Annotated in this window: 23 protein-coding genes and 3 pseudogenes; 12 read left to right on the top strand and 14 right to left on the bottom strand. The window is 52.7% G+C overall.

Translation table 11 applies throughout. From position 1 onward, the window contains the following. Positions 1-329: flagellar protein FlhE (gene flhE / locus HA41_RS06125; RefSeq protein WP_094120017.1), on the top strand; the 329-nt coding region annotated here is incomplete at its 5' end. A 151-nt stretch (positions 330-480) separates the two neighbouring features. On the opposite strand, the gene HA41_RS06120 is transcribed toward flhE, so the two are convergent. The 6 genes and pseudogenes from HA41_RS06120 to HA41_RS21520 form a co-directional block, all read right to left on the bottom strand. After that, positions 481-813, bottom strand: coding sequence for a HigA family addiction module antitoxin (locus HA41_RS06120; protein ID WP_094120016.1), 333 nt, complete (start codon positions 811-813; stop codon positions 481-483). Between the two features lie 81 nt (positions 814-894). Then, a pseudogene (locus HA41_RS06115) lies at positions 895-1212 on the bottom strand (type II toxin-antitoxin system RelE/ParE family toxin). 74 nt (positions 1213-1286) lie between these two features. Further along, complete coding sequence (locus HA41_RS06110; protein WP_094120015.1) at positions 1287-2285, bottom strand: aldo/keto reductase; 999 nt, start codon at positions 2283-2285, stop codon at positions 1287-1289. Between the two features lie 163 nt (positions 2286-2448). Further along, positions 2449-3369 carry a LysR family transcriptional regulator gene (locus tag HA41_RS06105; protein WP_094120014.1) on the bottom strand — a complete coding sequence of 307 codons (921 nt, stop codon included), beginning with the start codon at positions 3367-3369 and terminating at the stop codon, positions 2449-2451. A 91-nt stretch (positions 3370-3460) separates the two neighbouring features. Next, the gene (gene argS, locus HA41_RS06100) at positions 3461-5191 is read right to left on the bottom strand and encodes an arginine--tRNA ligase (RefSeq protein ID WP_094120013.1); all 1731 of its coding nucleotides are present in this window, start codon (positions 5189-5191) and stop codon (positions 3461-3463) included. Between the two features lie 208 nt (positions 5192-5399). After that, positions 5400-5522 (bottom strand): hypothetical protein, encoded by a 123-nt coding sequence (locus tag HA41_RS21520; protein WP_007889544.1) that lies wholly within the window; start codon positions 5520-5522, stop codon positions 5400-5402. Positions 5523-5836: 314 nt separating this feature from the next. Between HA41_RS21520 and HA41_RS06095 the strand changes: the two are divergent. Continuing rightward, a pseudogene (locus tag HA41_RS06095) lies at positions 5837-6397 on the top strand (VOC family protein). Here the strand turns inward: HA41_RS06095 and HA41_RS06090 are convergent. Then, on the bottom strand, positions 6394-7539 hold the full coding sequence (locus tag HA41_RS06090) for a MalY/PatB family protein (RefSeq protein ID WP_094120012.1): 1146 nt from the start codon (positions 7537-7539) through the stop codon (positions 6394-6396). The pseudogene HA41_RS06095 and the gene HA41_RS06090 sit on opposite strands and share 4 nt — an antisense overlap. 85 nt (positions 7540-7624) lie before the next feature. On the opposite strand from HA41_RS06090, the gene cutC reads away from it, so the two are divergent. Then, positions 7625-8377 (top strand): copper homeostasis protein CutC, encoded by a 753-nt coding sequence (cutC, locus tag HA41_RS06085; protein ID WP_094120011.1) that lies wholly within the window; start codon positions 7625-7627, stop codon positions 8375-8377. A 112-nt stretch (positions 8378-8489) separates the two neighbouring features. On the opposite strand, the gene HA41_RS06080 is transcribed toward cutC, so the two are convergent. Further along, positions 8490-9221: a DUF421 domain-containing protein gene (locus tag HA41_RS06080; RefSeq protein WP_094120010.1), complete on the bottom strand. Its 732-nt coding sequence runs from the start codon at positions 9219-9221 to the stop codon at positions 8490-8492. Between the two features lie 2 nt (positions 9222-9223). Beyond that, a complete protein-coding gene (locus HA41_RS06075; RefSeq protein ID WP_094120009.1) occupies positions 9224-9922 on the bottom strand; it encodes a DUF421 domain-containing protein in 699 nt (232 codons plus the stop codon). Positions 9923-10190: 268 nt separating this feature from the next. Here HA41_RS06075 and HA41_RS06070 point away from each other — a divergent pair, with 268 nt between their 5' ends. Then, entirely contained in the window at positions 10191-11039 is an 849-nt protein-coding gene (locus HA41_RS06070; protein ID WP_094120008.1) for a hypothetical protein, read from the top strand. Positions 11040-11068: 29 nt separating this feature from the next. On the opposite strand, the gene HA41_RS06065 is transcribed toward HA41_RS06070, so the two are convergent. Beyond that, positions 11069-12166, bottom strand: coding sequence for a glycerol dehydrogenase (locus HA41_RS06065; protein WP_094120007.1), 1098 nt, complete (start codon positions 12164-12166; stop codon positions 11069-11071). 155 nt (positions 12167-12321) lie between these two features. On the opposite strand from HA41_RS06065, the gene HA41_RS06060 reads away from it, so the two are divergent. Then, complete coding sequence (locus tag HA41_RS06060) at positions 12322-12942, top strand: LysE family translocator (RefSeq protein ID WP_094120006.1); 621 nt, start codon at positions 12322-12324, stop codon at positions 12940-12942. Between the two features lie 2 nt (positions 12943-12944). Here HA41_RS06060 and cmoB read toward each other — a convergent pair whose 3' ends face one another. The 4 genes and pseudogenes from cmoB to HA41_RS06040 all read right to left on the bottom strand — a co-directional run. Beyond that, the gene (gene cmoB, locus HA41_RS06055; protein WP_094120005.1) at positions 12945-13913 is read right to left on the bottom strand and encodes a tRNA 5-methoxyuridine(34)/uridine 5-oxyacetic acid(34) synthase CmoB; all 969 of its coding nucleotides are present in this window, start codon (positions 13911-13913) and stop codon (positions 12945-12947) included. Further along, positions 13910-14638 carry a carboxy-S-adenosyl-L-methionine synthase CmoA gene (cmoA, locus tag HA41_RS06050; RefSeq protein WP_094120004.1) on the bottom strand — a complete coding sequence of 243 codons (729 nt, stop codon included), beginning with the start codon at positions 14636-14638 and terminating at the stop codon, positions 13910-13912. Before cmoA ends, cmoB begins: the two co-directional genes overlap by 4 nt. A gap of 81 nt (positions 14639-14719) precedes the next feature. After that, a complete protein-coding gene (locus HA41_RS06045) occupies positions 14720-15115 on the bottom strand; it encodes an MAPEG family protein (RefSeq protein WP_094120003.1) in 396 nt (131 codons plus the stop codon). 68 nt (positions 15116-15183) lie between these two features. Next, positions 15184-15531, bottom strand: a pseudogene (locus HA41_RS06040) (DUF72 domain-containing protein); the annotation flags it as partial. 302 nt (positions 15532-15833) lie between these two features. On the opposite strand from HA41_RS06040, the gene HA41_RS06035 reads away from it, so the two are divergent. The 7 genes from HA41_RS06035 to HA41_RS06010 all read left to right on the top strand — a co-directional run bounded on the left by HA41_RS06035 (position 15834) and on the right by HA41_RS06010 (position 22323). Continuing rightward, positions 15834-16514, top strand: a complete 681-nt coding sequence (locus HA41_RS06035) for a hypothetical protein (protein WP_094120002.1) — start codon at positions 15834-15836, stop codon at positions 16512-16514. A 732-nt stretch (positions 16515-17246) separates the two neighbouring features. After that, positions 17247-18575 carry a hypothetical protein gene (locus HA41_RS06030; RefSeq protein ID WP_094120001.1) on the top strand — a complete coding sequence of 443 codons (1329 nt, stop codon included), beginning with the start codon at positions 17247-17249 and terminating at the stop codon, positions 18573-18575. Between the two features lie 122 nt (positions 18576-18697). Then, positions 18698-18985 (top strand): helix-turn-helix domain-containing protein, encoded by a 288-nt coding sequence (locus tag HA41_RS20665; RefSeq protein ID WP_158086615.1) that lies wholly within the window; start codon positions 18698-18700, stop codon positions 18983-18985. A 219-nt stretch (positions 18986-19204) separates the two neighbouring features. Next, the gene (locus HA41_RS06025; RefSeq protein ID WP_094120000.1) at positions 19205-19582 is read left to right on the top strand and encodes a hypothetical protein; all 378 of its coding nucleotides are present in this window, start codon (positions 19205-19207) and stop codon (positions 19580-19582) included. A 141-nt stretch (positions 19583-19723) separates the two neighbouring features. After that, on the top strand, positions 19724-20338 hold the full coding sequence (locus HA41_RS06020) for a recombinase family protein (protein WP_094119999.1): 615 nt from the start codon (positions 19724-19726) through the stop codon (positions 20336-20338). A gap of 840 nt (positions 20339-21178) precedes the next feature. Continuing rightward, complete coding sequence (locus tag HA41_RS06015; protein ID WP_094119998.1) at positions 21179-21466, top strand: hypothetical protein; 288 nt, start codon at positions 21179-21181, stop codon at positions 21464-21466. 8 nt (positions 21467-21474) lie between these two features. After that, complete coding sequence (locus HA41_RS06010; RefSeq protein ID WP_094119997.1) at positions 21475-22323, top strand: hypothetical protein; 849 nt, start codon at positions 21475-21477, stop codon at positions 22321-22323. Positions 22324-22336 lie beyond the last annotated feature (13 nt).

The raw sequence follows: 22336 nt of genomic DNA, 5'->3' as shown, positions 1-22336 counted from the left end.
GGCAGGCCAGCGCCAGTGGTCCGCTGCTGGCGAACCGCGGCAGCTGGCAGCGGGCACAACCGCTGACGCCACCCGCCGACGTCGGTGGGGAAGTCAGCATCGTCAACTGGCGTTATGAGCTGAGCAGACCGGCCCCGTCTGGTCTGGAAGTCCGTCTGTGTGGCGAACAGCGCTGTACCTCTCTTGAAGGCGCCAGCGGCACCACGCGCGGGCTGGCACACCTGAACGCGGGTGAAACGCTGCACATGGTGTTTGGTTTTGCCGGAAGTGGGGCGCTGCCACCCGGATTACGGGTGGTGAGCAGCGAAGTGATGGTTAATTACCAGTAAGCGTGTCGTTGCTGAATTGAAGGAAGGGGAGACAGAGATCGATCTCTGGCTCCCTTTTTCGTGATGGCCCTGGCTGTAAACTGAAGTTAACTCTGCACCAGATGATTCGCCTGTTTCACATCCTGTCATGACCGGTGCGTGATAAAGCTTTTCACGCCACCTGATTCTCTTTCTGCGCCAGAAAATCCTTCAACGAGGTTACGCGACTAATCTCCTCCTGTGCCCTGGCATCATGCATCACTTCCCAGATATCGACACTGTTTTGCAGATTTAGCCAGAACTCAACGCTGGTTTCGAAGGCTGCCGCCAGCCTGAAAGCCATATCCGGCGTCAGCTTCAGATTATTGTTGACCAGGGCGCTGACTGTGTTGCGGTGCACTTTGAGCATCTCCGCTAAGTCGGGAATCTTCAGGCCGGTTGGCTCCAGATATTCGTAAAGTAATACATCACCGACGGTGGTCGGTTTGCGGGTCGCCTGGATCATAGTCTTGATCTCTTAATTCACTGACAGAGGTTGATGATGTTGCATGCTGTCTTACCGCGCCTGATGCAGCAGGATCAGTTTTCATCGCTTGTGCGTTTTATAGCTATGAGCATCCAGATAAAGGTCAACGGCCTTACCTTCTATCCATTTAAAGATCAGCCGATAATGCTCATTGACCCTGATTGAAGCATATCCCTCAAGAGGTGGATTTAGCGCCTCATACCGGTTGCCTGGCGGCGACCTTAAATCCTTATAGTTAATCGCCACATTGATGATGTCGAGCTTTCGCGCCAGCGCTGATGAGAGGGTTAACGGTATCCTTTTAGAAAATTTGCCCTATAAAAAATAATCCTCAAGCCATTCATCCCTGAAGCTTTCGATGTTCCTTAACGTCGCCACCTGATTACCTCCCTGTATCACGCTGAAAAGAGTTAACGCACCGTAGCATAGTGCGCGTGTGCGTAATGCGTCCTTCAGGCATTCACCCCTTTCATTCCCTCCTCAGAATAGCGACCGCCTTTGACCTCAATCTGCTGATGAATACGATTCAGCATCCGGAGATCTTCCTCTTCCAGCTCGATAGCTGCGGCCTCCGCGTTTTCAGTGAGATAAGCGATCTGTTTGGTGCCTGGAATCGGCACGATTTTTTCATACTGTGCAAGTAGCCAGGCCAGTGCAATCTGCCCGGTAGTGGCGTGATATTTCTCCGCCAGCGGCGTCACCGCGTTAAGAAGCTGGAGATTGTGATCGATATTTTCCTGCTGGAAACGGTCATTATTTTTGCGGAAATCACCTTCAGCAAAATCGCTGTTTTTACGGTATTTACCGGTCAGGAAACCTCTGCCCAGCGGCGAATAGGGCACCAGGCCGATACCGAGTCTTTTCACCACTGGCAGAATTTCCTCTTCGATGTCTCGCGTCCAGAGTGAATATTCCGTCTGCAGCGCGGCCAGCGGGTGGATCGCCTGCGCCCGGTTCAGCGTTGCGGCAGAGGCTTCACACAATCCAATCCGGGCGATTTTTCCCTCCTGCACCAGACGGCTGAGACACTGCATGCTCTCCTCAATCGGGGTCGCCGGGCTGATGCGATGCAGATAAAAGAGATCGATACGCTCGACGCCCAGCCGTTTCAGGGAGGCATGGCAGCTGCGGGTAATGTAGTCTGGCTGATTGTTAATAGTGCGGGCATAGGCCGCATCCGCCGGACGCTCGATGCCACATTTGGTGGCGACGGTGAATTTCAGCCGTTCAGCTTTGCTCAGCCCGGCAAGAAACTCTCCAATCAGCTGCTCGTTGTGGCCACGTCCGTAGAGATCGGCGGTATCGATAAAAGTGATATCCAGGTCGCGCAGCTGGCTGAGCAGTTGCAGGGAATGACGATCATCGGTCTGACCGTAAAATTCGCTTAGCCCCATCGCGCCGTAGCCGATGGCGCTGACGTCCAGACCCTGAGTTAACGTTCGCTTTTTCATTGTCTCTCCTCGTAAGTGAGACGCGATTGTTTCATTCCGCGCGAAAGCAATGAATTGCTCTTTCCGTCATGCAAAAAAGGTATCAGGGACGAGAGGGTACGACATCAGGACGGGCGACAGGCAGCCCGGAAGACGAGAAACCGCGACTCAGTCGCGCGGGGGCTCAGCGTTCAGCGGACTGCGAGAGTGCTCTCAGCGCATCGAGAACCGCCTCATTGTTTTCATCGGCGCGAATAGCCGCATAAACATCAATCGCCAGCTGTTGCGCCGCGCCTTCCGTCAGCGGGCGGTAACAGAGTCCTGCCTGATTAAAGGTACATTTTGACTTCGGCATCAGGGCGAAGCCTTTACCTCTGGCGATGTGCGACAGCATCAGCAGGGAATCTTCCGGCTCTCTCACTCGTTTCAGCGTGACGCTGAGCATGGCGAAGTAGCGCTCGCATTTATCGTAAAACTGCGGGTTGGCACTGCGCGCGAACCAGAACAGCGGCAGGTCAGCCAGCGCCTCCAGTGAGACTTTTTCCGCCAGACTGGCTGGGTGGGCCGACGGCATAGCGACAAGTAGCGGCTCGCGGTAAACCCAGGCGTACTGGACAGCTTTTTCCGCATCCGGGCCTTTTTCGCCGGTGAGGATCAAATCCAGGCTGTTTTTTGCGAGGCTTTGCAACAGCTGAGCGGAAGTCAGGCTGGGCATTTCCATCTCATCGCGGGCATGAAAACCGGCGAGTTGCTTATTGAGCGGCGCGATCAGTTCAAAGTTCAGCGTGCGTGTCAGCCCGATGCGCAGCCGTGCGGCAGGCTGTGCTTCCTGCTTTAAGGCACTCAGCGCACTGAGGATCGCTTCTGCTTTCGCGATCAGCGCACGGCCAGATTCGGTGAGCGTCACCTCGTGGGTTGTGCGACTGAACAGCAACTGACCGAGCAGATCTTCCAGGCTTTGAATCTGGCGGGTGAGCGGAGGCTGCGTCATGCTGAGGCGTTCTGCGGCACGGCGAAAATTAAGCTCGTGCGCGACAGCCAGAAAGCACTGCAACTGTTTAATGGTGGGAAGGTGGCTGCTGATGAGGTGCGCGGCGACAGACATAACACTCTCCTGCTGCGGAGATTTGAGGGAAGTTCAGAGAGGATAACTGAGAGCAGAAACGGAGAGGGAAAACCCCTCTCCGTTTCTGAGATTACATACGCTCGACGGTGTCGATACCCAGCGTATCCAGACCCTGTTTCAGGGTTTTCGCGGTCAGCGCGGCCAGCTGCAGTCGGCTCAGACGTGTCGCCTCCGATTCCGCGCTGAGGATTGGGCAATGCTCGTAGAAACCGGAGAACAGACCCGCCAGATCGTAGAGATAGGCACACATCACATGTGGCGTACCGTCGCGCGCCACCTGAGTGATCACCTCTTCGAACTGTAACAGACGGGTCGCCAGCTGCGCTTCGCGTTCTTCGCTGATCACAATCTCTGCGTCCAGCGCATCGGCATCAATGCCGGCTTTACGGAATACCGACAGCACGCGCGTGTAAGCATACTGCATGTAAGGCGCCGTGTTGCCTTCAAATGCCAGCATGTTATCCCAGTCAAAGATATAGTCGGTGGTGCGGCTTTTCGACAGGTCAGCGTATTTCACGGCGCTGATACCCACCACTTCGGCCAGCGCTTTCACTTCCGCTTCGCTCATCTCCGGGTTTTTTTCACGCACCAGGGTATAGGCGCGTTGATAGGCTTCATCGAGCAGATCGGCCAGCTTGATGGTGCCGCCGCTACGGGTTTTGAATGGACGACCATCTTTGCCCAGCATCATGCCGAACGCGTGATGTTCCAGCGGTACCGACTCCGGCACATATCCCGCCTTACGCACGATGGTCCAGGCCTGCATCAGATGCTGATGCTGACGTGAGTCGATGTAGTAGAGCACCCGATCGGCCTTCAGGGTTTCATAACGGTATTTGGCGCAGGCGATGTCGGTAGTGGTATAAAGGTAGCCGCCATCCTTTTTCTGGATGATGACACCCATTGGTTCGCCTTCCTTGTTCTGGAACTCATCCAGGAACACTACGGTAGCGCCTTCACTTTCCACTGCTAACCCTTTCTGCTTCAGGTCAGCGACGATGCCGGGCAGCATGTCGTTGTAGAGACTTTCACCCATCACATCTTTGCGCGTCAGGGTGACATTCATGCGGTCATAAATTTTCTGGTTCTGACTCATGGTGATGTCGACCAGTTTTTTCCACATCTGACGGCAATAGTCGTCGCCGCCCTGCAGTTTGACCACATAGCTGCGTGCCCGCTCGGCAAACGCCGGATCTTCGTCGTAGGTCCGCTTAGCTTCACGGTAAAACGCTTCCAGATCGGCCAGCGCCATCTCAGCGTGATGCTCGTTTTGCTGTTTTTCGAGGAAGGCGATCAACATGCCGAACTGGGTACCCCAGTCACCGACGTGGTTGGCGCGAATGACCCGATGACCGAGAAACTCCAGCGTGCGGACCGCCGCATCACCAATGATGGTGGAGCGCACATGGCCGACATGCATCTCTTTGGCCACGTTTGGGGCAGAGTAATCAACCACGATGGTCTGCGGTTCCACCTGCTGTACGCCGAGACGCGGCAGAGTCAGCGCTTCACGGGCCTGGGTCGCCAGCCACTGAACGTCGAGGAAAATGTTGATGAAGCCCGGTCCGGCAATTTCAACTTTACTGGCGATGCCGGTCAGGTCGAGATGCTGGATCACTGCTTCCGCTAATTGTCGCGGTGCTTGTCCCAGCTTTTTCGCCACGGCCATAATACCGTTAGCCTGATAATCACCAAACTGGACCCTGGCGGACTGACGAACCTGCGGTTCACAATCGGCGGGAGCGCCGGCTAAAACCATTGCCTGACTGACTTTTGCGGAAAGAAGAGCCTGAATATTCACCGAGTTACCTTCATGTGCTGAACAACGCCCGAACCTGTTGAGTCGAGCCGTCATCATCTTGCCTGGCAGCATCGCGCAACGGAGTGACAGAAACGGATGGAACAGACAAAATGGAAAAAAATGAGGGGAAAAGTATACGTGAAATGTCGGTGGGCGTCAGTAGCAGGATGAAGCGGGGAAACAGAGCCGAAGATGTTTCCCTGAGGCTTTAACGACGTCGCGGATGACGGCGAGGGTTCTTGACGCTTTTATCTTCACGCACCTTCCAATGGCGGGAAATTGCAAATCCCATCAGTGCGATCAGGACAGCGACAACGATGAGCATAGACATATAGCCATTCCTTTTGGTTGTGTTGAGTCAAATTTATAAGAAAGAGGAAGTGGCTGCAATTGTTTGGCCGCCAAATAAGACTTATCTTATTGTATTAAAGAAGGTGATAACAATCATGAAGTTAAGCCACTTTCATCAATAAACTCATGGACCTAAAGAGAGGATTAATCCGAATTGAAAGCTGTTCTTATACGCTTTTGCAGGAAATATTGGGCTAAATAGGATGAATCCTACGATTTTTAGATGCGCAAGGCAGTACGGCTCATGGGTTCTACTGATAAAAAAGTTTAATTAAACCGAGAGGATTTTCCGTTTTGAACAGACCTTTTCCCGCTGAATTGGAAGATTTAAAGACAGATTTGCGACGTTTTGAAGAATCGTTGCAAAATTTTGCGCAGAGGCTGGGTTTACGCCTTAACGATCTTGAAGCCGATCATATTGCGGTGCGTTGTCATCAGGAAGCGACCGCAATACGCTGGCAGTAAGGGCTACAGCAGATGGGCAGCCAGTTTTCGCAGGCAATAATCAATGGCCGGCCAATTTGCCTGTTTAAACTGCATCAGCCACTGCAGGTGGCGGGCTGGCAGGTGGATGTAGTTGAGTTGCCGTGGCCGGGTGAGAAACGTTACCGTCATGAAGGATGGGAGCATGTGGAAGTGGTGTTGCGCGGCGATCATCAGACGCTGGGCGTGCGGGCTATGGCGCTGTTATCCGATGACGCTCTGACTCAGCCGGGCATTTCGTTCAAGACCAGCTCGCCGCAGGCCGAAAATGAGCGCCTGCCCAATCCGACCCTGGCGGTCACAGATGGGCAGACAACCATTAAATTCCATCCGTGGCGACTGGAAGAGATCGTCGCCAGCGAACAGGATTAAGGCCGGGCGGCTACGGCGCGCTGCAGGCGTGCAACTGCCTCATCGAGCAGGGCGCGGGTACAGCCAAAGTTGAGACGGACAAACTGGTCGTCACCAAACTCGCGTCCGGCTGACAGCCCCAGCCCATGTTTTTCGAAGTAGATCGCCGGGCTGGCTACACCCAGGCCGCGTGCATCGATCCAGGCCAGGTAGCTCGCTTCGGGCGCTGAAAGCGACAACCCGGTGAGCTTATTCACCTGCGACACCAGCCAGTCACGGTTGCTGCGCAGGTAGTCGTTCTGCGCACTGAGCCAGGCGCTGCCCTCGCGCCACGCCGCTTCTGCGGCCGTCAGGGCCAGAATATCGACATCAGGCACGATGCCGCGCCGGACACGGTCAAAACGCGCGCGTAACTCAGCATTGGGAATGATGGCGATAGAGGCACCCAGCCCGGCAATATTGAAACTTTTGGAGGGTGACAGCAGCGTAATCGAGCGCTGTGCCGCGTCTTCGCTCAGGGTGGCAAACGGAATGTGCTGCACGCCAGGCTCCAGCACCAGATCACAGTGAATCTCGTCGGAACAGACGATCAGGTCATGCTGCTGAGCAAACGCCAGCTGCGCCTGAAGTTCGTCACGTCGATAGACCGTTCCTCCCGGATTCTGTGGATTGCACAACATCAGCAACCGCTCTTTGCCCGTCATCTGCCCGTCTGCAGCGGCCAGATCCAGCAACCAGCGTCCCTGTTGCAGGCTCAGCGGCAGGTTCAGCTGGCCACGTTCCGCCAGCTTTGCTGCACCGCGAAACGGCGGATAGATGGGCGTCGGGGCGATGCTGCGTTCATCCGGCGCAGTAAAGGCACGTACCGCAAGATTTAACCCGGTCACCACGCCTGGCAGCACCACAATCCATTCGGGATTAACGTGCCAGTGATAGCGTGAGGCCAGCCATGCAATGGCGCTGTCAATGAAACCAGCAGGCTTATCGCCATAACCAAAAATGCCATGTTCGGCGCGGGCCTGTATCGCCTCGATAACACTCTCAGGCGATCGAAAATCAGTGTCAGCCACCCACAACGGCAGAATGTCCTGGTCCGCATATTTGTTCCATTTAAGGCTATCGCTGTGACGACGGTCTATCCGTTGGTCGAAATTGAATGCCATAGTTAACTTTCCCGGTAAACTCATTCCAGCAGCCAGACTAACTGATGAATCTGCCTTGAACCAGAGTCATGTAAAGGAGAAGAGAATGACCACACTGGAAATTTGCTGCTATGGCGTGGATTGCGCAGTGACCGCGCAGCAGGCCGGCGCCGATCGGGTTGAACTCTGTGCCGCGCCGCGAGAAGGGGGCTTAACCCCGTCGGCGGGCATGCTGCACGCGGCCCGACGTGAGGTTTCAATTCCGGTTCATCCCATTGTCCGGCCACGCGGCGGTGATTTTTGCTACACCGCACGCGAATTTGAAGCGATGAAATCTGACGTAGCATTGATACGTGAGCTCGGTTTTCCGGGGCTGGTGATCGGGATGCTGGATGAGGATGCCCATATCCATCGTGGTCAGATGCGGCAGATTATGGCGCTGTGCGACGGACTGGCGGTGACCTTTCACCGCGCTTTCGACCTGTGCCACAGTCCGAAGCGGACGCTGGAAGAGTTGACCGATCTGGGTGTGGCGCGCATTCTGACTTCCGGCCAGCAACAGAGCGCGGAGAACGGAATTGCATTACTGAAGGAACTTAATGAAGTGAGTACAGGTCCTATCATTATGGCAGGTGCCGGTGTCCGCCTCAGCAACCTGCAAAAGTTTCTCGATATGGGCATACGTGAAGTCCACAGCTCGGCCAGCCGGCTAATCGCTTCGCCGATGCGCTACCGTAAAGCGGGTGTGTCCATGTGTTCTGAAGCCGAAACCGACGAGTTCAGCCGCTATTGTGTTGATGGCGATGTGGTGGAGGCAATGAAAAGCGTGATGCAGATGAGCACCGTTCGGGTGGCCTGAATCACTGACGATTTTGCCGCGCAGCACGCCGATCATTGACGTGGTGTTTGCAAGTACCAAACCCCAGTATGCTTGCTGGGGTTCTTTTTGCCTGCAGTTTCTCTTCTTTCCCTTATTCGCCCGCTTCGCGCGGATGCGCTTTCTGATGCGGGTCATAGACATTTTCCGTCCCCAGCCGCTTCACCGCCTGCCGCCATGTCTGCTGAGCACAGTAGTTGCACTGCTGTTCAGGCTGCTGTTCACTTCGCACCACATAACCGCAATGACCACAGGCGAAACAGCCGTCAACCGCGATATGCTGGTTGAAGGTCTCATTCTGTGCGGGCAGCAGCCACAGTCCGCTACGCGGCTTGCGATACAGTAACAGACTGACCCGGCCAGAGGGTTCCAGCCAGGCGCGCCGGACCTCACCGAGATGCTGAATCCCCATCGATCGTAATTCGGAAAATGTACGATCGCGGGAGAACTCTGCATGGTGCAGATGCTCCAGCGCCAGTCGCCCGTCCATGACCAGCAGCGTAGCATCACCCTGGGTCAGAACTTCAAGCCGATGCGAATAGAAAGCGCCCCAGGAAAGCAGGCGGAAACAGCCCAGCAGGGTGATCAGCAATACGATAGTCGTCAGGATTCCTTTCTCTGGCGTCTGCAACGGTGCGCCAATCGCGGCACCCAGCATAATCATAATCGCCAGATCGATAATACTTAGCTGACCGGCGAAACGACGACCCATCAGCCTCATCACCAGCAGTAAAAACAGATAAATAAACAAAAAGCGCAACAGGACTTCCGCTGCAAATGTCCAGGGCGCTTCACCCATCAGCCAGCGGAGCAGAAGATCACCCATTATCAGTCCTCCAGCGACGCAGACGCAGGCAGCCAGTGCTGCGCGTGGCAACAGGGGCAGACACTGTCGGCAGGAGCGTTGCAGTCAGCCAGCTTTCCGCAGGAAGCGCAAACCTGATGCTCACGGGTTTCCATCGCCGCGATCAGGGCGTTATCACCGCGGGGCACAATCGCCAGGCCGGGCCGTGGTGTATCACTCCAGATCAGCGTCAACGCGCCGGAAGGTTCGATGTAGATCCGGCTGAGCTGGCCCAGATGCTGAACGCCACGGCCGCGCAGCAGCGAAAACAGTTTCTCGCGTGACAGCACGGTGGCGCGCAGCGTTTCCAGCTGCAGGCGACCTTCATCCAGCAACACCCGTTCGCTGCCCGCCAGCAGTCGATCGAAGCGGCGTGAACGCAGGCTGAGATGGCCTGCCAGATGCTGTAACGCCAGCAGGCTGACAATGATTACCAGCGGTGGTAACAGCCCGCGTTTGTCATCCAGCAACGGGACGCCCATCGTACCCGCCAGCGTCACCACTGCGGACAATTCGAACAGCGTATATTGTGAGGCAACGCGACGCCCCAGCAGACGTAATGCGATAATAATCAACACAAAGCAGATTACGGCACGTCCCGTCACTTCCAGCAGAAACGTCGGCGGACTCTGCCCAAAAACCAGACGCGCAATATCTGACAAAGCGATTTCATCCCACTTCATGACGCATCTTTCCTCCGGTTAACTCACGCCAGAGTGAAAAGTATATCGGCTGAAATCCACTTTGCCGCACGGCCTGAAACGCGCTTGATCATTGTATCGTCTGGCCTGGATGTTAAAAAAGGCGGTAAAACAGGATGAAAGGATGATCTCTCTCCGGTCGCTGGCGATGGAATAATGGACACTGCCTGACTACGGATATTTTTGCACCACACCGCCATTCGCCGCTGCAGCGTTTACACTTAACGCAACGTTGTCTGGAACTTACCTTATGAAATGCGAACCGATTGTTGCCGTAAGCCTGTTACTGGCTGCGTTGAGTCCTCCGTTGTTTGCGGCCAGTGAGTGCGGCCCGCACAGTGGTGCTATTGCCAGCAGTAATAACTGGATCCTGCTGGGCGGAAGCGCAAAAGGTGCCGTTAAGCAGGTGATCGCCGGTGAGTTTGGCAAAGATGTAAATTCGCAGAAGCGGGTACTGGGTCAATTTGACGCCTGTGGCGATCTGCTGGTGGCCGACGTCAGTTACGACAAGAATGAGCGCAACGTGATCCTCAGTATGGAGCAGCACATCGCCAGAGTGCAGGGCGGCTGGGTGGCGGAATATGCTTATCTGGTGAAGGTGCTGAAAGAGGGGAAAGAAGTGGTGGTGGATAACCGGCAGGGGACGATTAACTGGCACAAGGGCCGGCACGGTAACATCATCAGCGCGTCGGACAAATTTACCAGCATGGGTAACAGCGGATTTACTGACACCACCTATCGTTACGATCCACAGTTCCGGCTGCAAAAGAGCGTGGCGCGTGGCAGCGATCAGCTGACTAACGGGGAATATCTTTATCGCTGGAATCAGCAGGGTCTGGTGACCCGTACCAGTTCAGCCCGCAGCACCGACAGCTACAGCTACGACAACCAGTGGCGCGAGCTGCGCCTGAATGGCACTGCGACCACACCGCTGAGCACCATCCGTACCGTCGATGAATGCCAGTCGTGGGACCAGGCGGGTAACTGTACCCTGAGCTATCTGCATGAAACCGAAATCTTTACCCGCGGTACCATCGAACGCCATCTCAGTTCGGCCTACAAATATGAGTACTGGGATCAGCCCGCCGCCGAAGAGTAGCGGGCGATTGGGCGATCGCCCATAGCGGTTTACTCCACCGTCTTACTGAACGCATCCAGCGCCAGCAGGGCGTTGGCAATATCTTCCGGCGACAGGTTAGGATTCAGATTCTTCAGCGTGTCGCCCTCGCTGTTAGCCAGCGCACCAATTTTGACCAGATTTTCCCAGCTTTCCTGCTCCAGATGCAGCTCTTTCAGGGTAGTTGGCATCTTGATCGCGCGATAGAAACGGATATAACGCGCAATCTCCTCGTCCGGCCGCTGCTCCAGCACCATCTGCGTCAGCGTGCCGTAAGCGACTTTTTCACCGTGCGTCAGGTGATGGATATCGCCATCAATCGCGGTAAAGCCGTTGTGGATGGCGTGGGCCGCGGCCAGGCCACCATTTTCGAAGCCCAGCCCGGAGAGCAGCGTATTCGCCTCAACCACCGCTTCGACTGCCGGTGTTATCCGTTTTTCACTCACCGCCACGTAGGCGCTGTAACCCCAGGTCAGCAGCGTCTCTTCACAGGCACGGGCGATGGCCAGCCCGGCAAGCGTGGGATCGCCATTGACCATTGATTTGGCGTGTGAGCGTGCCACTGCCTGTGCTTCAACCCAGGTAGCCAGGCCATCGGCGATGCCTGAGGCGAACAGCCGCGCCGGCGCGCTGGCACAGACTGCGGTATCTACCAGCACCAGATCCGGGTTCTTGCTGTAGAAACGGTAACTTTCAAACACGCCGCTGTCCGAGTAGATCACGGACAGGGCGCTGCAGGGCGCATCGGTTGAGGCGATTGTTGGCACGATCGCCACCGGCAGCTTCAGCTCATCCGCCACCGCTTTAACGGTATCCAGTGTTTTGCCGCCACCCAATCCGACCACCACATTACAGCCCTGACTTTTTGCCAGCTGGCTCAGGCGGGTGATCTCATTGCTCGACGCCTCGCCGTTGAACTGCTGCCAGTTGAAGTTAACGCCTGCCTTTTGCAGCGCCTGCTGCGCGCGTTCGCCGATCAATTTCCAGACGACGTCATCCGCGACCAGGAAAGCGTTATCGCCCAGTTCGGCAACATAGGGTCCCAGTTCATCCAGCACGCCTGCGCCCTGCACATATTTACGGGGTGAAGAGAAGATAAATTTACTCATAATCACAGCTCCTTAATATGAAGTTAAACCGCACTTAGCCTGGCACACGTCGACGCAACAGTGACAGTTAACAGGGTGAGATAATTCAGCTGGCCTGTTACGCTAACAGGACATCCAAACTTTGCTGACCGGCCGTCATCGCCAGGGAGAACGCCATGACTACCACGCTGTTTTCATTTCTGTTTGCCATCACCATTCTGACGCTGACGCCGGGCTTTGATACCGCGCTGGTGCTGCGCTCTGCGGTGGCCCAGGGCGCAAAGCGCGCCAGCGTGACGGCACTGGGGATCACGCTCGGTTGTCTGGTCTGGGGTGTCGCGGTGGGATTCGGATTAGGCGCGCTGCTGCTGGCCTCCGAAATGGCCTATAACCTGCTGAAGTGGCTGGGTGCCGCCTGGTTACTCTGGCTGGGGCTGAAATTGTTGCTGAAACCCCGCCAGACAGCAATCGACACGCAACAACCGGCGCTGCAACAGGGCTATCTTGCCTGCTTCAGCCGCGGTTTGCTGGGCAATCTGCTGAACCCCAAAGTGGGCATCTTCTATGTGAGTTTTTTGCCGCAGTTTATTCCGGCCGGGGCATCGGTCGCCCTGTGGTGTAGCCTGATGGCGCTGGCGCATATGCTTCTGGGGCTGGTGTGGAATGCGGTGTTGATTGGCGGCAGTCACTATTTCGCCGGTCATCTGCGTCAGCCACGGGTGCTGAAGGTGATGGATCGTCTGACCGGCTGTGTCTTTATCGGCTTTGCGGCGAAACTGGCGTTGTCCCGCCGCTAAACTCAGGGTTTGGTGGCAACCAGCACCGCACGCAGCGGCGCGGGATAACCCTCGACGGTTTTGCTGGCGTCGTCAGGATCGAGGAACTCGGCCAGCGATTCGCTGGTCATCCAGTCGGTACGACGCTGCTCTTCGGTGGTCGTGCGAGCGAAGTCGACGATGCGGACATCGACAAAACCGCTTTTCTCCAGCCAGCTCTTCAGCGCGTCGGCGGAGGGAATAAAGAACACATTGCGCATCTGTGCGTAGCGCTCGCCCGGCACCAGCACCTGATTAACGTCACCCTCAATTACTAAGGTTTCCAGCACCAGTTCGCCGCCGCTCACCAGCTGGTTTTTCAGCTGCAGCAGGTGATCCAGCGGGGAACGACGGTGATAGAGCACGCCCATCGAAAAGACGGTATCGAACGCCTGCAGCACCGGCAGTTGCTCAATCCCCAACGGCAACAGGTGGGCGCGACGATCGTCATTCAGCAGCTTGCGTACCGCTTCGAACTGTACCAGGAACAGCTGCATCGGATCGATACCGACCACCAGATGCGCGCCGGCACCGATCATGCGCCACATGTGATAGCCGCTGCCGCAGCCGACATCCAGCACCGTCCGGCCCGCCAGCGACGAGATATGCGGCAAGACGCGATCCCATTTCCAGTCGGAGCGCCACTCGGTGTTGATGTCGGTGCCGTAGAGCGAGTAAGGCCCTTTGCGCCACGGCATCAGATTACGCAGCAGTTTCTCAATGCCCTGACGGTGGCGATCGCTGATGTCATCGCGATCGGCGCTGACGCTGTGCAGCAGGTCAAGCTTTTGCGGCTCCAGTAGTGGCAGATATTCCAGCGACTTATACCAGTCCCGGAAGTGTCCGTGCAGGTTTTCCCGCTGCCATTCGCTGATTTGCGCTGGCAACACTTCCAGCCACTTCGCCAGCGGACCCACGGCGATTTGCTGATAAAAACGGCCAAAATCGATCATTTTAATGCCACCAGTGATCCAAAGTTAAAGCACTGGAACCAGAGTTCGGCGTGCGAGAAACCGGCCTGTTTCAGGCGGGCTTTGTGCGCTTCTACGCTGTCGGTCAGCATCACATTTTCCAGCATGCTGCGCTTCTGGCTGATCTCCAGTTCGCTGTAACCGTTGGCACGCTTGAAGTCGTGATGCATGTTAAACAGCAGCTCACCCACCTCGACGTCTTCAAAACTGAATTTTTCCGACAGTACCAGCGCACCGCCGGGCTTCAGCCCGTGCCAGATTTTCTCCAGCAGCGCCAGCCGCGCCGGCGGTTCGAGAAACTGCAGCGTGAAGTTGAGCACTACCAGCGAGGCGTTCTCAATCGCAACATCGCGGATATCCGCTTCCAGCACCGTCACCGGCGTGTCAGCGCGAAAGGCATCGATGTGGCGACGGCAGCGCTCGACCATCGCCGGGGAGTTATCCACCGCAATGATCTGGCAGCCGGGCACCTGAATGTTACGGCGCACCGACAGGGTAGCCGCGCCGAGTGAGCAGCCGAGGTCATACACCTGGCTGTCGGGCGTCACAAAACGTTCTGCCAGCATGCCAATCATCGAGATGATGTTGGAATAGCCCGGCACCGAGCGCTGAATCATGTCGGGAAAGACTTCAGCTACGCGCTCGTCAAAAGTCCAGTCGCCCAGTTTTGCAATGGGCGCTGAGAAGAGTTGATCGCGGTCAGACATATCGAAAATCCGAAGAGACGACGGAAAGGGCGCTATTCTGGCAGAAAGTGGGGCGGGCTGCACCCCTTAACCCGGCAACACTCAGTGTAGCGTCAGCACCAGTTCCCATGGCAGATAGATCAGGTTGAAAATCACCATGCCGCACAACGAAAACAGCGTCAGCAGCATGCCATATTTCCGTCCCGGCATGGCGCTGTGGCGCAGACCCCAGGCGTGCAGCAGGCGGCTGATAAAGAACAGCAGGGCGGTCAGATGAACCATCCAGATGTCGGCACCGTTCATCTCCATCATCACCAGCAACAGCAGCGCCAGCGGGATGGTTTCAATGGCGTTGCCGTGAATTCGAATCGCCATTTTTAAATCATGGTAACCGCCGTCGCCATAGGCGACCCGATAAAACCGGCGGTAACGCACCACATCCAGCGTAAACTTCATGACCAGCAACGCACCCCACACCACGTATAACGCGCTAACCATTGTGACTCCATCAGCATCAGTAAGGCGGCTATTCTAACCAGTGCGGAGGGCGCTGTCCTGTCCACTGATTAAAACAGTGATTCCTGTTGCGGCCAGTCGGGACCGCTGCCAATCTGCGGGTCAATCTGTTGCAGCTCGGGCCACAGCGCCTGCACCAGTGGAAATACCTGGCCCATATCCGGCGTATGCAGAAACAGCATCGCGTCACCCTGTTGCTGCCATTCCGCTAACTTTGCTCGCCAGATCTGAAACAGCGGCACGCTCTCCTCCACGCTGTCGCTGCCGATAAAGCGCACCATCGGCTGCGAGCCGGTGCGCAGAGCATGCGGCGGTACGCGCGGCTTCTGATTGCGTGCCGCCAGCGCCGCCGGGCTTTGCGAGGTTGATGCGTGGACCGGACGGCTGTCGAGGATTACAACTGTCCATTGATACACATTGCTAATTCTCAAATATGGTCATGTACACTCTGACAGTGATTCTAAGAGTGGGTAGGGTGATACGGGCCTCATAACTACTATTGCTTTCTACTTTGACGAGGTTATAGTGGTGTTCGGCACCCGCCTAAGTTTTGGACAGCTTAAAAAAGGTAGCAGTACATCCAATCACATTTAAACCTTCTTCATAGTGTCAGATCTGGCAAGTGGTTGAAGGTAACAAAATGTCCAATACCAAACCTTAAACGATTGCCAAGAGATCTGATACACCGGAGTGGTTTATCATGAAAGCTACTATCCAAGCTATCTGCTACAAGATTTCTCAACATTCTGAAATTCACAAGTCATCTCTTACACGTTCACAGATTCTTGAAGTGATCGCTGCTTTTCTTGGTTATAAAAGCTACGCTGCAATGCTTCAGGAAGAGAAAAACCCTGGGCAAGATTATGTATTGTCAGATGCTGAGTTCATCATCCTTAACCCTGCTCAGGGCCGTTACAGAGCTAAACACTTCAAAATGTCAGACACAGCTATTGATCTGTGTATCTCTGAGTTGAAAGAGGGTTTAACAGCTCCCGCCTGGCTCTCAATAGACGACTTTTACGATGACAATCAGGTAGGTTTTCTCGAACGCATCCAGGACGAGATTTTCTCATCAGATGACATTGTTAACAGCAATGCTGAATTTGAGGATTTACCTTATCTGAACCAGAAGATTACGGTTAGTGGCAATTTGTGGAAAGCTACACATGATTGGTCAATCGAAGATACCGGGACTTTGCAGGGTGGATACAGCAGCGATGGAGACCGTCTCTTCAATGGTGACAGTTTTGATGTCACGGCTAAATTTGCTTTCGCTAAAGCAGGTCGCGCAGGCTTGATATTTTTAGAAGACGATAGCCACTGTGTACTCAATGCCAACGAAGACTGGTACGATCCTGAGCTATTTTTGACGACTGAGTAATCAATCACAATTGCCAGATGTTGTAAGGGTGGCAGGGTAGAAACTTTGCCACCTTCACCAACTCACAATCTCGACCTCACCTGATTCGGATTAGTTTTTCTCATACTTCGCATTAGAAAATGTACGGTGAATAGTGCTTGATAGATATTGACAATGTGCGATAATTTTTACATAAACCAGAATCACGCATGACGACACAGCAGTTATGTTAACAGATCTTTTAAGAGTTCTGTTTACAGTCTGGTCACCTAAACAGAATGACTCTCCGCTACGCTCAACGAGTCTTATCGGTCGCTTGCTCCCTCTCTCTGAACAGTCCCACTTTACAGATTACTGATCAGTACCTCTGTACAGACTGAGCGAACTGGTGAGCGTTAAGCAACGATAAGGCAAAGCCAGTTGCATTCTGAACAGTCATACTTAACAGACCCCCCCCGTTACACTACTCCACAAGCTATTGTGACCCGTTCTAACCCCTCTCTTAACAGCATATCTACTATGTCTACAAAACACCCCATGGAAATCTTCAAATTTCTCTGCAAGCCCTTCTAATTACTACACTTTCCTGACTTTTTCATGGGACAGTAAAATGCACCCTGCACAAACCCCTTTGAGGCTCTGTGGGTTTCTAATTCACATAATAATTATAATGTCAATATGATAATCTTGACAATTATGTTAACAAGTGTTAGCATGTGTATATTAGCTAATTAATCAGGATCAGATTTATGAATGACAACGACTAAGCAGCCCCGTAACCGTAAACGCTGTGCACACTGCAAGAAGCGATTTGAAGCCTCCCGTTCATCAGTTCGCTACTGTTCATCCTCTTGCAGAGAAGCAGCCAAACGGAAAGAGTCAGACCCCGCAAAAGAACGCCGTCAAAAGTCACTCAAACTCGCTAAACACCCCCTGTATATCCTGCGTCAATCTAAATTCATAACCGACCTTCTACAGCAGATCGCCAGACATGGCTCTGTAGATTGCCTGTTAGATTTCCCGATTGAGTCTCTATACAGCTTATGGAAAGCACGTGGCAGACTGGCATTCAAAACAGGTACACAGGTTCACATCGCACACCTCGTACCATGCTCCAAGGGTGGGGCATACCATCCACTTAACCTGTCTCTGTTACCTGCAACGATTAACCAGAAGCAGGGCGCTCGCTTCAGATTCCCGAAAGGTATTGGCACACAGTGGACATCTAACCCAATCCAGCCATTCACTGGTGACCACGAACAGATCTGGACAGAACTGGTTAAAAAGCATCGAACCAAACTCACACAGTTCGCTAAGCGTCACCCTAAGATTTCAGGTACAGAACGTGTCAGAACAGCTCAGCGCCTCCTGAAAGCACCAGAGACAGACATACGTTACCTTTCAACAGTAATGTCTACGGCCCCTGAAAACCTTTCAGCCCTGTGTGACCGTCTGAGCATTGCAGAAGTACGCCAGTTAAACGGTACATCCACTGAAGACGAATCAGAAAAATGGCCTGCGGTCATGGTTCACATGTTCCATCTCCAGCGCCTTAAGCAATTCTACACAGACTCCGGTAAGCAGTGCACAGATCGCTTTATCAAAGTCATCTCAGCATTTCCCTCAGACAAGCTACCGATGGACATTATCGAAATTGCCTGCTGTGCAAGACCTGTTGAAGCCATGAACACGCTGCTTACACACATCATCGCCAACGAACACGACCTTCCATTTACCTTCGAGGACATCATGATGACCTTACAGACCGACGAAAACCTTTTCATCACCAGTGACCGTGATGGCAGTAATGAACACTCCCAGCACGTTGACCTTATCCACGAGAAGCAATTCCAGCGTGATGAAGACCTTCCAGCAGAAATGATCGCAATCCTTGACCGTCTGGAAGCTGAACTCTTCGCTAAAGCTGATAAAAATGCTCGTCTGGCATTGCTCAAAGCAAAGAAAACAGGCCAATCCCCTATCTATATTCTCGAACAAGCTGAACAGGCATTCTCAGGTAAACCAGCACTGTTTACCCGCTCTATGTCTCGCCTCGTGGACATCCTTAACGACGCAAGTTAACTATGTCTACAAAATACCCCATGAAAATCTGTAAAATCATCTGTAACTCATTATAATCATTACGATTTTACGACTTTTTCATGGGACAAGAAAAAGACCCCTGCACAAAAGGTATCCCTCCAATGTACACCCTCGCACCTACACCAGAGGTCACAGAGTTTTTGACACTGATTCACTCTGGAAAGTCTCCTTCACAGGCCGCCAGACAGTCTGGTCTCAACCCTCATGAATCGATCCTGATCCGTAAACTGGCAGGTCTCCCGGTTAACAGCCATCAGCCTCATATCCCTGAAAAAGTCGTTTACCTTCGATCTCAGGGAATGACTTACAAGCAGATCGCTCAGCATCTCAATATTTCACTGAGCTATGTGAACATCATTCTTCAGCGCCATCGCTCAGCAACTCGGTAAATAGCCATGCAACAGATAATTCACCATTTTTTCTACGACATACTGCCTACAGGGTTTTTCACCTTCTTCATCTCAAAACTATTTAACGACCTCTATAAATAGTTAACTTATTGATCTGTAATGATTATTCTGAGTATTCTTCTTGATAGTTGTCTGTCCAGATTATCGCTACTGTTTCACAGCTTTCCATTCTCTTAAAAAACAAAAGGTAACCTATGAATGACTACCACAATCACCACATCCAACGCTGATACTGTGACAGAGCAATCAGCCTCTTACAGCTTCCTTGAAGCCATTCTTCACAAAGACGCTGTAACACTCCGCAAATATGGTGTTGATGACAAGACCACTAATGCGATTGACCTGAAGACACAGATTGATGTTGCACAGAAGCTTTTAGCCTCCGACAACAACCAACGTCGATCAATGTCAAAGCGGCTTATGGCTGCTCAGGCTGGATTAACTGCCAAAAATAACGCACCAGACGGTACTACCCTCAACGCTGTGACAGGTGCACCTGCTGAACAAACTGCTCAATCAACTCCCGCCAAAGCAGCATTTCACCTGACAGTTCCAAAAACCCTGAAAGCAGTCTGACGTTCACATAGGGTATGCCTTATTAGTTCATGTGATTAAATCACTCATCACATTCATATTGAGTATAAATATTGACTTATCATGAACTATTCACGTATAGTCAGATAAATTAACTTATCGTGAACTCCGAGGCTGAACATTATGGATACGCTGCTTTACCTAAGAGCCAGTACAGACGAACAAGATGCTAACCGTGCTCGTGAGTCGATGCTTCAGTTTGCTGCTGATCATGGGCTGAATATCATCGCTGAATACGTTGATAATGCTTCAGGAGCATCGTTACAGCGTCCTGAACTGAACAGACTGCTCAAGGATGCCCGTAAGAATGACGTCTTGCTGGTGGAGTCTACAGACCGCTTAACACGCTTATCGGCTGAAGAGTGGGAACAACTGAAGATGCTGCTCACAGAACGTGGACTCAGACTTGTGATTGCGGATGTACCCACCAGCTACATGAACATGCAAACGGGCAATGCTGTTACAGACGGTATCCTTAAGGCTATCAATCAGATGCTGGTCGAGATACTCGCTACGATGGCTCGTGAAGACTACGAGAAACGTAAACAGCGTCAGCTACAGGGAATAGCGAAAGCTAAAGAGGCGGGTCTGTACAAGGGCAGGGCAGCGGATACAGCACTACGTTCGAAGATCCTGGTTAACCGTCAGAAGTTCCCAACAATGTCTCAGAAGGAACTCGCACAGCTTTCAGGATGCTCTGTAGGACTGGTAAACAAAGTTCTAAAAACATTGGCCTGAGAGCTATCTCTGGTTGGTTCTTCATTTCATTGTGACAGTTCCGACCAGATAGCTATAAAGTTCTATAAATATCATTAGGTTAACGATATTTTCACATTTCGCCGAGAATTCTGAGCGTAAGTCTGACCGTCTAAGCACCGAAAGTTAGACTTCAACAAAATCCTCCAGATATCCCTCCACCAGTTTTATCCCCCTTCAGATTTTAGAAAAAAAGAGGTCACCAGTAATGTTCAAGCCAACACGTTCAGAAATTCTTGAGAATAGAAGCTTGTCCGAAAAGGATCGTCAGAGAGAAATCCTGCGACAGCGTGCTTTCCGTGATGTACGAGCACAAGCAAACCTGCACCGTAGCCTGCCAACTGAGCCTGCTCATCATTATCAGAACAGCGAAGGGTATAGCGTGACAGTAAACAGCCTCCCCTTATCACTTTTCTAATACACTGTCAACAAATATCTTGACAGTTTTTACAGAAATGCTAAGATTAAAGAGTGGTCAGTTCTCTCTATCAAGTTCTCCCCATAGTGCGGTGTAAACCTTCACCGCCTATTCAATATCTCTCTGCAAAGATGTCTTATCGGTCATCTCAAACCAAATCCCGTAGCTTCCCATATCTCCAGTGGCATCAAAGCGCAGGTGCAAGAACTCCTACTCCGTTCTTTAGCGGGGTCACGGTTTCAGGAGTCTTTGCAGATAGATATTTTCCTGAGTATTCGTCGTCATACTGATAATCGGGTTGGCGACATTTTTTTAAAAGGTACCCCGCTAATGATTATTACCCCAGCAATCTACGTATTAACTATGACTCTCTGGCACATCGACACGATTTATAAGGTGGCACGATGAACATTGTCCAGTGGAAAGACCCTGAAGACCTGTCCAGAGGCTTCGTGATTGACCTCCAACACTGCTCTGTTAAGCAACTGCTTCAGACCGTCTACAAGAACCCTGAACAACTGATCAGTGCGTTCTCTGACTGTTTCTTACTCATGCGTTATTCACCAGAAGAAGCACAGGAGATGTCTCTGAACCTGTACACGCAGACACGGTTACATGTGACCCAGCTCCTTCAGAACCACATTGACATTCCTTACGTTCAAATCCCCGCTAACGCTGCTGTGCAGCACTAAGGCTTTTAATGACAGACACACAGAAATCACCAGAACTCCTAAAAGCTGAATCTCACGCAGCAGCTTTAGCCAGTATTGCCCGTTCAGAACATGAACCTACTCCGACCGACACAGTGACATATCGTGAAGAATTCAACCCTGCTACTGGTCGCTCACGACTCATCCCTGTTGCTCCGGTTGACACTGATCAAGAACTCGCCGACAAGCTTCAGTCTATCGCAGACGCACAGAACCTTAGCTTACAGGTTAACGCTGATGACGATGAGCGACAGAAGACCTTTGATCAGTTATTCCCCTCAGAACAGCGTCGTATGGTGGAAGAGTACTGGACACCGATCATCACAAAGCTGATCCGAGAACATCAGACTGCCTTTGACGATGTCGAAGATTATGAGTCATCAGAGGGTACTTATCGTGCCAGAATTCAGGCAGAGTTTGCCTTCAACCTCAAACACCCAGACATCAAAACGTTGCAAGTCCAAGGTGATTACCACTTCAACACATTGCTTGCGAATGGCTTGCTTAATATTGAAAGCTACAAACTTTGTGAGCGCAGGAGCAACGGAGGCGGGGTTCAGATAGTCAACGGTGCTCTCGCCCCATCTCAGGGGAGTTTCACATTAGTCTATATACCTGGGAACGTACCTAATGTGATGCATTACGCACAGTCACCAGAAGCTATCGCATATTCGCAAAAGCTTTATGATGCAGATTTACAGCGCCTTATTCAGAACCGTAAAGCCGTTTCAGTAAAGCTCACTGAAGCTAAAAAAAAGGCTCGCGATCAGCTTTCAACTATCCAAACGTTTGATCAGCTTATTTCAGACTCAGTCAAACGCGCTGTTAATAAAAAATAATAAAGGCTCCCTA

Origin of the sequence: Pantoea conspicua (assembly GCF_002095315.1) — a bacterium.
Classification (GTDB): Bacteria; Pseudomonadota; Gammaproteobacteria; order Enterobacterales; family Enterobacteriaceae; genus Pantoea; species Pantoea conspicua.
This window is presented reverse-complemented; position numbering and strand designations above follow the sequence as displayed.

Excerpts from the sequence above, each read along its gene's own strand:
- HA41_RS06075 (WP_094120009.1), bottom strand. The coding sequence starts at position 9,922 with ATGAAGTGGGATGAAATCGCTTTGTCAGATATTGCGCGTCTGGTTTTT.
- HA41_RS06030 (WP_094120001.1), top strand. The coding sequence starts at position 17,247 with ATGACAACGACTAAGCAGCCCCGTAACCGTAAACGCTGTGCACACTGC.
- HA41_RS06045 (WP_094120003.1), bottom strand. The coding sequence starts at position 15,115 with ATGGTTAGCGCGTTATACGTGGTGTGGGGTGCGTTGCTGGTCATGAAG.
- cmoB (WP_094120005.1), bottom strand. The coding sequence starts at position 13,913 with ATGATCGATTTTGGCCGTTTTTATCAGCAAATCGCCGTGGGTCCGCTG.
- cutC (WP_094120011.1), top strand. The coding sequence starts at position 7,625 with ATGACCACACTGGAAATTTGCTGCTATGGCGTGGATTGCGCAGTGACC.
- HA41_RS20665 (WP_158086615.1), top strand. The coding sequence starts at position 18,698 with ATGTACACCCTCGCACCTACACCAGAGGTCACAGAGTTTTTGACACTG.
- HA41_RS06020 (WP_094119999.1), top strand. The coding sequence starts at position 19,724 with ATGGATACGCTGCTTTACCTAAGAGCCAGTACAGACGAACAAGATGCT.
- HA41_RS06035 (WP_094120002.1), top strand. The coding sequence starts at position 15,834 with ATGAAAGCTACTATCCAAGCTATCTGCTACAAGATTTCTCAACATTCT.
- HA41_RS21520 (WP_007889544.1), bottom strand. The coding sequence starts at position 5,522 with ATGTCTATGCTCATCGTTGTCGCTGTCCTGATCGCACTGATGGGATTT.
- HA41_RS06010 (WP_094119997.1), top strand. The coding sequence starts at position 21,475 with ATGACAGACACACAGAAATCACCAGAACTCCTAAAAGCTGAATCTCAC.
- HA41_RS06120 (WP_094120016.1), bottom strand. The coding sequence starts at position 813 with ATGATCCAGGCGACCCGCAAACCGACCACCGTCGGTGATGTATTACTT.
- HA41_RS06015 (WP_094119998.1), top strand. The coding sequence starts at position 21,179 with ATGAACATTGTCCAGTGGAAAGACCCTGAAGACCTGTCCAGAGGCTTC.
- HA41_RS06090 (WP_094120012.1), bottom strand. The coding sequence starts at position 7,539 with ATGGCATTCAATTTCGACCAACGGATAGACCGTCGTCACAGCGATAGC.
- HA41_RS06060 (WP_094120006.1), top strand. The coding sequence starts at position 12,322 with ATGACTACCACGCTGTTTTCATTTCTGTTTGCCATCACCATTCTGACG.
- HA41_RS06070 (WP_094120008.1), top strand. The coding sequence starts at position 10,191 with ATGAAATGCGAACCGATTGTTGCCGTAAGCCTGTTACTGGCTGCGTTG.
- HA41_RS06080 (WP_094120010.1), bottom strand. The coding sequence starts at position 9,221 with ATGGGTGATCTTCTGCTCCGCTGGCTGATGGGTGAAGCGCCCTGGACA.
- HA41_RS06025 (WP_094120000.1), top strand. The coding sequence starts at position 19,205 with ATGACTACCACAATCACCACATCCAACGCTGATACTGTGACAGAGCAA.
- HA41_RS06110 (WP_094120015.1), bottom strand. The coding sequence starts at position 2,285 with ATGAAAAAGCGAACGTTAACTCAGGGTCTGGACGTCAGCGCCATCGGC.
- HA41_RS06065 (WP_094120007.1), bottom strand. The coding sequence starts at position 12,166 with ATGAGTAAATTTATCTTCTCTTCACCCCGTAAATATGTGCAGGGCGCA.
- HA41_RS06105 (WP_094120014.1), bottom strand. The coding sequence starts at position 3,369 with ATGTCTGTCGCCGCGCACCTCATCAGCAGCCACCTTCCCACCATTAAA.
- cmoA (WP_094120004.1), bottom strand. The coding sequence starts at position 14,638 with ATGTCTGACCGCGATCAACTCTTCTCAGCGCCCATTGCAAAACTGGGC.